Annotated in this window: 10 protein-coding genes; 4 read left to right on the top strand and 6 right to left on the bottom strand. The window is 65.2% G+C overall.

The genetic code is table 11. From position 1 onward, the window contains the following. Positions 1–108 precede the first annotated feature (108 nt). Together Q4F91_RS10590 and Q4F91_RS10585 are read right to left on the bottom strand one after the other, a co-directional pair. Complete coding sequence (locus Q4F91_RS10590; protein WP_303337508.1) at positions 109–492, bottom strand: cytochrome c3 family protein; 384 nt, start codon at positions 490–492, stop codon at positions 109–111. 28 nt (positions 493–520) lie between these two features. Further along, positions 521–2,386: an FAD-binding protein gene (locus Q4F91_RS10585; RefSeq protein ID WP_303337507.1), complete on the bottom strand. Its 1,866-nt coding sequence runs from the start codon at positions 2,384–2,386 to the stop codon at positions 521–523. A 362-nt stretch (positions 2,387–2,748) separates the two neighbouring features. Between Q4F91_RS10585 and Q4F91_RS10580 the strand changes: the two genes are divergently transcribed. The 4 genes from Q4F91_RS10580 to Q4F91_RS10565 all read left to right on the top strand — a co-directional run bounded on the left by Q4F91_RS10580 (position 2,749) and on the right by Q4F91_RS10565 (position 8,103). After that, positions 2,749–4,596 carry a PhnD/SsuA/transferrin family substrate-binding protein gene (locus Q4F91_RS10580; protein WP_303337505.1) on the top strand — a complete coding sequence of 616 codons (1,848 nt, stop codon included), beginning with the start codon at positions 2,749–2,751 and terminating at the stop codon, positions 4,594–4,596. A gap of 36 nt (positions 4,597–4,632) precedes the next feature. Further along, positions 4,633–5,253, top strand: coding sequence for a response regulator transcription factor (locus Q4F91_RS10575; protein ID WP_303337503.1), 621 nt, complete (start codon positions 4,633–4,635; stop codon positions 5,251–5,253). A 283-nt stretch (positions 5,254–5,536) separates the two neighbouring features. Further along, the gene (locus Q4F91_RS10570; protein ID WP_303337501.1) at positions 5,537–6,739 is read left to right on the top strand and encodes a MalY/PatB family protein; all 1,203 of its coding nucleotides are present in this window, start codon (positions 5,537–5,539) and stop codon (positions 6,737–6,739) included. A 161-nt stretch (positions 6,740–6,900) separates the two neighbouring features. After that, positions 6,901–8,103 carry a MalY/PatB family protein gene (locus tag Q4F91_RS10565; RefSeq protein WP_303337499.1) on the top strand — a complete coding sequence of 401 codons (1,203 nt, stop codon included), beginning with the start codon at positions 6,901–6,903 and terminating at the stop codon, positions 8,101–8,103. Here the strand turns inward: Q4F91_RS10565 and Q4F91_RS10560 are convergent, their stop codons facing one another. From Q4F91_RS10560 to Q4F91_RS10545, 4 genes are all read right to left on the bottom strand, one after another. Beyond that, positions 8,104–9,306 carry an MFS transporter gene (locus Q4F91_RS10560; protein ID WP_303337498.1) on the bottom strand — a complete coding sequence of 401 codons (1,203 nt, stop codon included), beginning with the start codon at positions 9,304–9,306 and terminating at the stop codon, positions 8,104–8,106. It abuts the gene before it with no gap. Between the two features lie 169 nt (positions 9,307–9,475). Beyond that, positions 9,476–10,267, bottom strand: a complete 792-nt coding sequence (locus tag Q4F91_RS10555) for an ABC transporter ATP-binding protein (protein ID WP_303337496.1) — start codon at positions 10,265–10,267, stop codon at positions 9,476–9,478. 28 nt (positions 10,268–10,295) lie between these two features. Then, positions 10,296–11,180, bottom strand: coding sequence for an ABC transporter permease (locus Q4F91_RS10550; protein ID WP_303337494.1), 885 nt, complete (start codon positions 11,178–11,180; stop codon positions 10,296–10,298). A gap of 239 nt (positions 11,181–11,419) precedes the next feature. After that, positions 11,420–12,162, bottom strand: a 743-nt coding sequence (locus Q4F91_RS10545) for an ABC transporter substrate-binding protein (RefSeq protein WP_303337492.1), incomplete at its 5' end; no start/stop codon positions are given.

Below are 12,162 nucleotides of genomic sequence, written 5' to 3'. Positions count from 1 at the left end.
AAAAAATCCCGGAACCCATCGTTTCTGACAGGTTCCGGGAAGCACAAAGGAGAGAATTATATGAATGTCCTTCGGGGGAGGACCGGGGGTTCCTAGCTCGAGGAACAATCACTTCTCATGGCAACCGGCGTCCGAGCACTTCTGGAAGTTTTCCATGTGATGGCAGCCGTAGCACATCGAGAAGGACGCGGGCTCGCGCTTGTAGTCCTTCGGAATGGGGAACGGATGGGCCTGGTGGCAGCCTTCGCAGTCCGGCACGACCTTCTCCCCCGCATGCGGGTTCGCGGCGTTCGGGTCGAGGTACTGATGAGGCTGGATCTGGTCGCCGAATTCGTCTTTCCAGTTCTTGGTCTGCTCTCTAAGGGCGTCAAAGTTGCCGCCGTGGCACATCAGGCACTGCTGAGGGTCAGCGGCGGCGGCTTCGGGCACCGGATAGAGAGCCATGAGAGCAGTCATCGCAGCGATGGCGATGAGAGGGGCCTTCCTGATCATGGCTCTTGGTCTCCTGTTTCCTGGTTGATTACTTCAGCGCGGCGAGAGCCTTGCCGAGGACGTACGACTGGACGAGGCCGCGCGAGAGGCCGTGCATCGACGAGCCGCCCGTGACTTCACCGGTGGCGTACAGACCCGGGATCTTCTCGCCTTCCCACGTGAGGACTTCGCAGTGGTTCGTGACATGCAGACCGCAGTAGCAGTCGTGCAGCGTCACGGACGTCCAGGCGGCGTAGAACGGGCCCTTCTCGATCTTGTGCTTCGGCGTGGGCTTGTCGAAGTCCGGATCCTTGCCCTGGTCGACGTACGAGTTGTACTTCGCGACGGTCTCGGCGAGCGCCTTCGGGTCCATCTTGTGGGACATCCAGGGATTCGTGTTGATCTTCTCGGCGAGTTCCTCGATCGAGTCGGCCTTGAAGAAGTACTGCGGATCGACGGACTTCTCGTCGGTGTGCATACGCTCGCGCTTCACAGCCTCGGAGTCGAAGATCGCCCACTGCGGGCCGGCCGACCAGTCAGGCGCATGCGAGCCCTCGTTGATCTGCAGAGCAGCGGCGATGAAGTTGATCGGGTTGTACTTCGTGCGCGCGATGTTCTTGTAGTCGCCCTGGACGTACGGATTCTCGGCCTTGTCCTTGAAGAAGTTGCCGTTGGTGCCGTCCATCAGGCCGCGGGTGGAGTTCGCGGAGCCGTAGGAGGTGTTCTTCAGGCTGTCGGCGGTGAGGCCGGCGGACGACGTCTCCTCGAAGAAGCGCTTGCCGCACCAGTTGACGACGATCGCGTTCTGCCAGTCACGCAGCGACACACCCGTGTGCTTGACGAGCGGGAAGATCGGGGATTCCGGAGCCCAGCGGAGGTACGTGTCGCGCACACCGATCACGGCGCCGCGGGTGAGGGAGATCGGACGCTCCGTGTAGGCGTTGGTGAGGCCCCAGAGGCCGGCGCCGAGCTTCATCGCGGCGAGGGTGCCGGAGGCATCCTGCGGCGAGTACTCGCAGGCGGCGGAGGCGAACTCGGCCGTGAGGCGCGGGTCGACCATGCGGCGGAAGGCCACGTTGTCGGTGTAGCCGGCGGTCGCGATGACGAGGGCCTTCTTGGCGCTGACGGCGATTTCCTTCTCGGTGCAGACGACGTCCTCGGAGGCGCGGAAGCCCTTGAGCTCAGTGCCGTCCGGGAGGATCTTCGGGGTGCGGTGGGCGCGGATACCGATCGCGCGGCCCTTCTCGTCGGCGACGATCTCGTCCATGTAGAAGTTCATGAGGAACTTCACGCCGGCCTTGCGGGCGGCATCCTCGAGAGCGCGCATCAGGACGGTGCCCTTCGTGCCGGCAGGAGCCTCAAGCGAGGCGCCCTTCGTCCAGTTGAAGTGCAGCTCGCGCGGGGCGGAGCAGCCGGTGGCGTAGGCGCCGGCGTTGTCCGGGGCCTTGTCGAGGAACGGCACACCGATCTTCACGAGCCAGTCATACGTCGGGACCATCTCGTCGGCGAGCATGCGCTGCATGTCGCGGTCGTTGAAGCGATAGTCGGCGAAGCCGTTCGGGAGCGTCACGGACCAGTCGGTGAGGTCCTTGAAGACGGTCTCGGGATCGTCCTTGATGCCGTACTTCTTCTGGTGGGCGTTGCCGCCGCCCAGAGCCGTGTTGCCCTGGGAGATGATGGCGTGACCGCCGATGTCGTAGTTGGCGTCAACGACGAGGACCGAGTGACCGGCCTCGGCGGCGCGGATGGCGGCCGGGATGCCGGAGGCGCCGGCGCCGACGACGATCACGTCAGCTTCGAAATTCCACTTCGAGGGGATGTTCGACGCGGCGGCCTTGCCGGACATGCCGAACATCATGCCGCCGACGGCGGCCGAACCCGCGATGAAGGAACGGCGCGAAAGATTGGTTGCCATGGTACTTTTCTCCGTTTTTGTCTTTGGTGCGAGGCGTCTCGCATGTGTTTTTTCCTGTCGGACGCCTTCGTTCTCTGTCAGTCCTTGCGGGGCCGCCGTGCCTGTGACCGGTGAAACGGGTGGGATCCGTTCACCTTTTGCTGGTCACCACATGTCACGAATCGGTCCCTTCGAACTGATTTGCATCTTTTCACCCGGATTACTCGAGTAACCTGACAGTCATCAAAAAGGCGCGAGACACTCCCCGGCCGTTCTCCTCCTCTGATACTGAAAACTGTTCAGAATCCAATAAAAATCCCTAGAATACAAATGGGTCAATGACTCTGACCGCTATTCCAGCACAACCGAAAACCGCTTTTCCCATGCCGTCACGAAGCCCGCGGCGCACGGGCACCGCCCTTGCCGCCGCCCTCGTCTCCCTCGCGCTCCTCACATTCACCGGGCCGGTCTCGCCGCGCGAGGCGGTGCTCGACGGCATCTCCGGTGCGACAGAGAAGGTCTATCAGTCAAAGCCATTGCGTGTCGGCATCATCTCGCTCTGGGAGACACCGGAGACCACAAAGGCGCTTCACCGCACGCTCGAGGTGATCCGGCAGGCCTTCGCGCCCTACCCCGTCGAGATCTACCCGCGCATCGCCTGGAAGGAGCTGCAGCGGCAGATCGAAGAGGGCGAGATCGACGTCTTCATCGCGAGCTCGGGCTTCTCGATGCGCATGCAGAAGCACGGCGTCGTGCAGCTCGCCACGCTCATCACGAAGCTGCAGCCCAACCCCAACACGGGCGTCGCCACGGCCTTTCTCGTGCGAAGCGACGACGACCGGTTCCATACGATCGCGGAACTCAAAGGCACGCGCCTCTCGGCGAGCTATGTCACGGCCTTCATGAGCTACCGCACGGGGCTCGGCGAGATCGCCGTGCGCGGCTTCGACCCCGAGCACTTCTTCGGCAGCATCCACTACACGGGCGACAGCGAGAACGAGTCGATCGCCGCGCTCCTTGACCGCAAGGAGGCCGACGTCGCGATGGTGCGCGCCTGCTGGCTTGAGGGCCAGCCCCCGGAGGTGCGGGCCCGCTACCGCGTGATCGAGCCCCGCGAGGACCCGACGCTGCACTGCGAGCACACCTCGCGCACCTACCCCAACATCATGGTCTCGGTGCTCGAGGGCTCGGCGCCGGGCGCGGCGCACATCATCGCGAAGACCCTCCTCTCAATGCCCGAGATCGCCCCGGGCCACAAGTGGGGCGTCGCCACCGACCTGAGGCCCGTCAACCGTCTCTACCGTGAGCTCAAGATCGAGAACTACGCCTACCTGCGCGAGCCCACGATCAAGCAGTGGATGAAGGACAACCCCGAGATCTGCGTGCTCTCCGCGCTTCTGCTCCTCGGCCTCGTCTTCCACAGCTGGCGCGTCGGGTACCTCGTGAGGAAGCGCACGGCGGAGCTGCGCGCCTCGATCGCCGAGGAACGCGCCGCGCAGGTCCGCATCAATGAGCTGCGCGGCCGCATGGAGCGCATGCAGAAGGCGACGATCGTCGGGCAGCTCTCGAACCTCATCGCCCACGAGCTCGCGCAGCCGCTCGCCGCCGTGCAGTACTACGCCGAGGGCATGAAGGACATCCTCTCGACCGACCACCCCGACCTCAAGCTCCTCGAGATGAGCCGCGCGGGCATCGTCAAGGGACTTGCGCGCACCCGCAGCATCGTCGAGCGCGTGCGCGGGTACTCGAAGAACCAGACGAAGCGCGACGACACCGTGATGCTCGTCGACACCATCGAGCGCGTCTTCTCGAGCATCTCGACCGACGTGACGGACGGCGTCGACTTCTCGATCGCCGGCCTCGTGGACGTCCAGGCCAAGGGCGACGCGCTCGAGCTCGAACTTCTCTTCAGCAACCTCTTGAAGAACGCCTTCGACGCGGCCTCGACGCATGCGAAGGAGAGCCCTGAGAAGCCCGCCGTGCGCATCACGGCCTCCCCGGCCCCGGACACGCTCGCCAACATCGTGATCTCGGTGGCGAACACGGGCCGGGTGCTGAGCGACAAGGAGTTCAGCGAACTCACCACACCGCTCATCACAAGCAAGAGCGCCGGCCAGGGCCTGGGCATCCCGATCGCAACGGCGATCGCCGAGGCCTCGGGCGGCCACCTCACCTTCGAGCAGCGCCCGAAGGGCGGCGTCATCGCACGCGTCACGCTTCCCCTCGCGTGAGCGCGCCTCTCACAACCCTCAGAAAAACATATAAAAATGACTCAGAAACTCACCGACGGCACGCTGATCCGCATCGTCGACGACGACGAGGAGGTGCGCGACGCGCTCTCCTTCATGCTCGGATGCAAGGGCTGGAAGACCGTCGCCTACGCCACGGCCGAGGACTTCCTGAAGGGCTACAGCTCGGTGCCGCCCGGCTGCGTGCTCCTCGACATCCGCATGCCCGGCATGTCCGGGCTCGAGCTGCAGGCCCGCATGAAGGAGATGAAGCTCACGCTCCCGATCATCTTCGTCACGGGCCACGCCGACGTGCCCACGGCCGTGAGGACGCTCAAGATGGGCGCCTTCGACTTCCTCGAGAAGCCCGTCGACGCCGCGGCCCTCACCACCGCGATCGAGGCCGCGGTCTCGATCAGCGTCGCCGAGGCCTCGGGGAGCCTCTCCGGGGACGCCATCATCGCCGTGATCGACGAGATGAGCCCGCGGGAGCGCGAGATCACGTGTCTGCTCGCGAAGGGCCTCAGCAACCGCGACATCGCCGAGCACCTGTCGCTCGCCGAGCGCACCGTCCAGGGCCATCGCAACAACATCTATCACAAGCTGCGCGTGCATAACCTGAAACAGTTCACGGAGCTTCTCGACGGCATCAGTCTGTAAACCGCGCCCCGGCGGCCGCACGGACCGGCGGCGCGGAATGTGCCCGGACCGAGCGACATCACGGCATTCGCTCAAACACGGGATGGCATCGCGCCTGACGGACAGTTCAGGAGGAACGTCCGCGAGTATGATCCTCAGCCTCAGAGAGAATGACGCCCGGACGGCTGGAAGCTCCCGGCCGCTCACGCAGGCGTGATCTCTGAAAAAACCGATCTTTCCCGTGAGGTCCGGCCGCGGCGGCCGGGCCTCCCGGGGATTCCCTCGAATCGGAACTGAGAGCACCATGCCGTACAACTTCGACGAGATCATCGACCGCAGGAACACCAACAGCCTCAAGCACGAGGGCTTCCGCCAGTACGTGCTTCATGACGACGGGACGATGCAGTTCCCGTGCGGGGACGATGAGCTCGTGCGGATGTGGGTGGCCGATCAGGAGTTCGCCGCGCCCGAGGCGGTGATCGACGCGATGAGACGGTGCCTCGACCGCCGCATCTTCGGCTACTCCCGCCCTTTCGACCCGGGCTACTACGAAGCCTTCGCAGGCTGGTGCGACCGTCACTACGGCTGGCACGCGGAGCGCAGGCATCTCGTCACCGCGAACGGCGTCGTGCCGGCGATCTGCGAACTCACCGGATACATCACTAAACCCGGTCAGAAGGTGCTCTCGCTCGCCCCCTCCTATCCTGACTTCAAGGTCGCCGCGGACCTCAACGGCCGCGGGTTCGTGACGAGCCCGCTCGTGCGCGACGCCGAGGGGCGCTTCTCCATCGACTTCGATGACCTCGAGAGGAAGGCCGCCGATCCGCTCGTGAAGCTCATGATCCTCTGCCACCCGCACAACCCGACGGGCCGCGACTGGACCGAGGCGGAACTGAGGCGCGTCGCCGAAATCTGCGAGCGCCACGGCCTCTGGATCATCTCCGACGAGATTCACTGCGACCTGCTGCGAAAAGGGGGCCGGCACACGCCGCTCGCGAAGCTTTTCCCCGGGAACGACCGCATCATCACCTGCACGGCGCCCTCGAAGACCTTCAATCTCGCCGGCCTCATGATCGCGAACATCGTGATCCCGAACGAGGAACTGCGCGCCGTCTGGAACGCCCGTCACTACAGCTTCGACAATCCGATCTCGCTCGCCGGCACGCAGGCCGCCTACGAGAAGGGCGACGAGTGGCTCGAGGCCCTCAAGGACTATCTCGACCGGAACTTTCGCTTCACGGCGGACTTCCTCGCCGAGAATCTCCCGCTGGCGAAGTTCCGCATCCCGGAGGCGACCTACCTCGCCTGGGTGGACGCAAGCGCCTACCTCAAGGGCGTCGCGGACGTCACGCGCTTCTTCGCCGAGCACGCGGGCGTGCTTCTCGAGGGCGGCGGCATGTTCACCGACAGCGCGGCGGGCTTCATCCGTCTCAACATCGCCTGCCCGCGGTCGATGCTCGAGAAGGCTCTCCGCCGCATCCACGAGGCGCTCAGGGAACGCGCCTGAGCGGAACGCCCGGAAACTCAGTTCCCGAAGCGCTCCGAGGAGCCTCTCTCAAGACGCTCCGCCTCGCTTTCTCACGGAAGGTCGGATAACCTTCAGCAGCACGGTCCGGCTCGGCACCCGAGCCCGCCGCCTCCTTCCACCTCCTTCCCGATGAGAAAGCCATGACCTACGACTTCGACGAGATCATCGACCGCCGGAACTCCAACAGCCTCAACACAGACGGCTTCCGCCAGTACATCTTCCACGACGACGGAACGATGAAGTTCCCGTACAGGGACGAGGAGTTCGTGAGAATGTGGGTGGCGGACCAGGAGTTCGCCGCGCCCGAGGTGGTGATCAACGCGATGCGCCGCCGTCTCGACCGCCGCATCTTCGGCTACTCGCGCGCCTTCGACCCGGCCTACTACGAGGCCTTCGCCGGCTGGTGCGACCGCCGCTACGGCTGGCACTGCGAGAAGTCGCACCTCGTCACCTCGAACGGCGTCGTGCCGACGCTCTACGAACTCACGGGCTACATCACGAAGCCGGGCGAAAAGGTGCTGATCCTCACGCCCTCGTACCCGTACTTCAAGTACGCCGCCGACTTCCACGGCCGCGGGTGCGTCGCAAGCCCGCTCGTGCGCGACGCCGAGGGGCGGTTCACGATCGACTTCGAGGACCTCGAGAAGAAGGCCGCCGATCCGCTTGTGAAGCTCATGATCTTCTGCAACCCGCACAATCCGACCGGCCGCGTCTGGACCGGGGAGGAATTGAGGCGCGTCGCCGAAATCTGCGGGCGCCACGGCCTCTGGATCATCTCCGACGAGATCCACTGCGACCTGCTCCGGTCCGGACTCCGCCACACGCCGATGGCGAAGCTTTTTCCCGATAACGACCGCATCATCACCTGCATGGCGGCCTCGAAGACCTTCAATCTCGCCGGCCTCATGCTCTCGAACATCGTCATTCCGAACGAGGAGCTCCGCGCCGTCTGGAACGCCCGCCACTACAACTTCGACAACCCAATCTCGCTCGCCGCGACGCAGGCCGCCTACGAGGAGGGGGACGAATGGCTCGAGGCGCTCAAGGCCTACCTCGACGGCAATTTCCGCTTCACCGCGGACTTCCTCGCCGAGAAGCTCCCGAAGGCGAAATTCCGCATCCCGGAGGCCACCTACCTCGCCTGGGTGGATGCGAGTGCATACCTGAAGGGCGTCGGGGACATCCCGCGCCTCTTCGCCGACCACGCGGGCGTGCTGCTCGAGGGCGGCGACATGTTCGTGAGCAACTCCGACGGCTTCATCCGGCTCAATCTCGCCTGCCCGCGCTCGATGCTCGAGGAGGGCCTCAGGCGCATCCACGGGCTCCTGAAGGACCGCGCCTGATCAGAGAGATTCACTCCGGCGCAGCCTCAGCGTGAAGAGGAGCGCCGCGAGGGCGAAGACCGCGCCGCCCCAGAAGGTCGCCTCGGCACCGATGCGGTCCCAGAGGAACCCGGCGCAGAGGCCCGCGAGCAGGATCGCGGCACCGGAGGCGAAGTTGAAGATGCCGAAGGCCGTGGCGCGCTTCTCCTCCGGGGCGCTCTCCGCGATGAGGAGCGAGAAGACGCCCTGCGTGGCGCCGAGGTGGAGCCCCCAGAGCGCCATGCCGGCGAGCACCCCGGCGGGCGTTGCGAAGAGCGCGAGCACCGCGTCGGCCGCGGCTAGCGCGACGAGGCCGATCCCAAGCAGGTGCACCGGCTCCATGCGGTCGGCGAGCTTCCCGATCGGATAGCACGAGAGCGAGTAGACGACGTTCATGCCGACCACGAGCATCGGCACCGCCGCGGTCGGGATCCCCGAGTCGGCGGCGCGCAGCACGAGGAAGGCGTTCGAGAAGCGCGCGAGCGAGAAGAGGGCCCCGAGGATCACCACCTGCCTGAAGGCGGGCGACGAGATCCTGAGAAAGTCCATGAATCCCGAGGGCGCGGCCTTCGCGGGCTTTCCCGTCGGCCCGTCGGCGTTCTCGACGCCGAGGATGATCGTGAGGATGCAGAGCGCGCCCGGGATGAGCGCGAGCCAGAAGATCGTGCGCAGGTCGTCGGTGAAGAAAAGCAGGCAGAGCGTGGCGAGCGCGGGCCCGGCGAAGGCGCCCGCGGCGTCGAGCGACTGCCTGAGTCCGTAGGCCGCGCCCCAGATCTCCTTCGGGGTCACGGAGGCGACGATCGCGTCGCGCGGCGCGCCGCGCACGCCCTTGCCGATGCGGTCGAAGAACCGCGCGGCGAGCACGACGCCGATCTGGTCCGCGAGCGCGAAGACGGGCTTCGAGAGGACGCCGAGGCCGTAGCCGATGAGAACGAGGAGCTTGCGGTGCCCGAAGCGGTCGGCGAGAACACCTGAGAAGACCTTGGCGATGAGCGCCGCGGATTCGCCGAGGCCCTCGACGAGGCCGATCATCATCGCGCTCGCGCCGAGCGTGCCCGCCATGAAGATGGGGAGCAGCGCATGGATCATCTCGGAGGAGACATCCATCAGCAGGCTCACGAACCCGAGCGCCCAGACGGTGCGGGGGATGAGGGGGCGGCTCGGTTTTTCGGTTTCGGCGGACATGGGAGACGCGGGCGGGCAGTTTGAAAACGTTCGCCCGTCATTCTCGCGCAACGGCGTCAAGGCGGCGTCAAAGACCGTGACGCAGACATGTCCCGAGGCACATGAGAGATGGAAAAAGCGCGGGCCCGTGAGGCGATCCGCGCTTCTTCCGTGAGGCTCTTGCAGCTGATTACTTGGCGAGCATCATCTTGTCGGAGACGCCGTCGCCCGCCTTCTCGAAGAACTGCAGCAGGTCAACGGCGGTGAGCTTCGCCTTCTCCTCGCCCCTCACGTCGAGGATGGGGCGGCCGTCGTGCATCATGATCAGGCGGTTGCCGAAGCGCAGCGCGTCGCGCATGTTGTGCGTGATCATCAGCGTCGTGAGCTTCTGCTCGGTCACGATGCGGTTCGTGATCGTGAGCACCTTCTCGGCGGTCTTCGGATCGAGCGCGGCGGTGTGCTCGTCAAGGAGCAGGAGCTTCGGGCGGACGAGCGTCGCCATGAGCAGCGTGAGCGCCTGGCGCTGGCCGCCCGAGAGCAGGCCCACGTGGGCGGTCATGCGCTCCTCGAGGCCGAGGCCGAGCGAGGCGACGAGCTTCGTGAAGTACTCCGTGCGGTCGGCGCGCTCGCTCCACCGGAGCGTCGGCCTCTGGCCGCGGCGGTCGGCGATGGCGAGGTTCTCCTCGATCATCATGCCGGCGGCCGTGCCGCGCATCGGGTCCTGGAAGACGCGGCCGATGAAGGCGGCGCGCTTGTGCTCGGGCATCTTCGTGATGTTGATGCCGTCGATGACGATCTCGCCCTTGTCGATCGGGAAGACGCCGGCGATCGCATTGAGGATCGTGGACTTGCCCGCGCCGTTCGAGCCGATGACGGTGCAGAAGTCGCCGTCCTCGAGCGTGAATTCGACGCCGCGGAGCGCCTTCTTCTCGTTGGCCGTGCCGGCGAAGAAGGTCTTGTGAACGTTCTTGATTTCAAGCATTGCTGTTACTCCTTCGTGTCGCTTTTTATCAGGCGCGGCGGGTGAGGCCCGCGAGCTTGGCCTTGATGAGCGGAAGCGCGAGCGCGAAGGCGACGAGCACCGCGGTGAAGAGCTTCAGGTCGTTCGGCGGCATGCCCATCTCAAGCACGAAGGCGATGACGAGACGGTAGACGATCGAGCCGAGGATCACGGCGACGAGGCAGGTCTTGAAGGACTTCGGCGCGAAGAGCACCTCGCCGATGATCACCGAGGCGAGGCCGATCACGATGGTGCCGACGCCCATGCCGACGTCCGCGAAGCCGTTGGCCTGCGCGACCGTGGCGCCCGAGAGGGCGACGAGGGCGTTCGAGATGACGAGGCCGAGCACGATCATGGTGTTCGTGTTGATGCCCTGGGCGCGGGCCATCTGCTGGTTGAAGCCGGTGGCGCGGATCGCCGTGCCGAGTTCGGTGCCGAAGAACCAGTAGATGATGACGGCGACGATCACGGCGAAGACGAGGCCGACGATGAGCGCCGAGATCGAGACCGGAAGGCCGAAGCCCGTCTCAAGAATCGTGAAGACCGTCTCGTCCTGCAGCAGGCCGATGTTCGACTTGCCCATCACGTGCAGATTGACCGAGTAGAGGCCGATCATCGTGAGAATGCCGGCGAGCAGCGCCGGGATCTTGAGCTGCGTCGTGAGAAAGCCCGTGACGGCGCCTGCGAGCGCGCCGGCGATGAGGGCGAGGAGGAACGCCATGGGAAGCCCCATGCCGGTCGTGATGCAGGTCGCTGCGACCGCGGCCCCGAGCGGGAAGGTGCCCTCGACGGAAAGATCCGCAATGTCAAGGATGCGGAAGGTGAGAAAAACGCCGAGCGCCAGTACGGACCACTCAAGGCCCTGGCCGACGGTTGAGATGATGAGATCGAGCATCGAAGCTTCCTTTTTAGGTACGCACCGGAGTCAGGCTCCCGGACTTGTGAGAGACCCTGTTCCGATTTGTTTTCTAGGTGGAAAGGTGGGTGAAAAAACTCAGAGATTCTAAAGGGGATGTCCCGCCGGGGCGACCCGGGACCCCGAAAAAAAGAAACGGAGCGCTCCGCGGACCCTTCGGAAGGATCCGCTGAAACGCTCCGCTCTATTTCAGGCGCGGCGCCCCTCAGGCGGAGGCGCTATTCAAACAGCTTGGCGCCCTTGAGGAGTTCCTCGGGGATCGTGATGCCGATCGCCTTGGCGGTCTGCAGGTTGAAGACCGGGACGCCGGTCTTGACGTGCTCGACCGGGGTGGTGGCGGGCTGCTTCTTGCCCTCGAGAATGTCCGCGCCCATCTGGCCGGTCATCTTGCCGAGCTCGTAGTAGTCGACCGAGATCGAGCCGAGGCAGCCGGCGCCGACCATGCCCATCTCACCGGCGACGGCCGGGAGCTTGGCGGGGTTGACGACCTTGGCAAGCGCGGGAATGGCGCTCGCGATCACGTTGTCGGTCGGGAGCCACAGGCCCTGGACCTTGTCCTTCAGGCTCGCGACGGCCTGCTGGATGTCGTTGACGTTGCTGACCGTGGCCTCAAGGACCTCGACGCCGCGGGCGGCGGCGGCCTTCTTGAGAATCTCGACCTGGTAGGCCGAGTTAATCTCGCTCGAGTTGTAGATCGTGCCGATCGTCTTCGTGCCGGCCGGGACAAGCTTCATCAGGAGGTCAAACTGCGCTTCAACGGGGCCGAGGTCGGAGACGCCCGTGACGTTGCCGCCGGGAGCCGCGTCAGACTTGACGAGGCGGCCCGCGACGAAGTCGGTGACGGCCGTGGCGACGATCGGGGTGTTCTTCGCAACGGTGGCGACAGCCTGGGCGGCCGGGGTCGCGATCGCGAAGATGATCTTGTCGTTGTTCGAGACGAAGCGGTTGGCGATGTTGTGGA

The organism is Sutterella sp. (assembly GCF_030539355.1).
GTDB lineage: Bacteria > Pseudomonadota > Gammaproteobacteria > Burkholderiales > Burkholderiaceae_F > Sutterella.
This window is presented reverse-complemented; position numbering and strand designations above follow the sequence as displayed.

Coding starts and splice junctions, on each gene's coding strand:
- Q4F91_RS10590 (WP_303337508.1), bottom strand. CDS start 492: ATGATCAGGAAGGCCCCTCTCATCGCCATCGCTGCGATGACTGCTCTC.
- Q4F91_RS10585 (WP_303337507.1), bottom strand. CDS start 2,386: ATGGCAACCAATCTTTCGCGCCGTTCCTTCATCGCGGGTTCGGCCGCC.
- Q4F91_RS10580 (WP_303337505.1), top strand. CDS start 2,749: ATGCCGTCACGAAGCCCGCGGCGCACGGGCACCGCCCTTGCCGCCGCC.
- Q4F91_RS10575 (WP_303337503.1), top strand. CDS start 4,633: ATGACTCAGAAACTCACCGACGGCACGCTGATCCGCATCGTCGACGAC.
- Q4F91_RS10570 (WP_303337501.1), top strand. CDS start 5,537: ATGCCGTACAACTTCGACGAGATCATCGACCGCAGGAACACCAACAGC.
- Q4F91_RS10565 (WP_303337499.1), top strand. CDS start 6,901: ATGACCTACGACTTCGACGAGATCATCGACCGCCGGAACTCCAACAGC.
- Q4F91_RS10560 (WP_303337498.1), bottom strand. CDS start 9,306: ATGTCCGCCGAAACCGAAAAACCGAGCCGCCCCCTCATCCCCCGCACC.
- Q4F91_RS10555 (WP_303337496.1), bottom strand. CDS start 10,267: ATGCTTGAAATCAAGAACGTTCACAAGACCTTCTTCGCCGGCACGGCC.
- Q4F91_RS10550 (WP_303337494.1), bottom strand. CDS start 11,180: ATGCTCGATCTCATCATCTCAACCGTCGGCCAGGGCCTTGAGTGGTCC.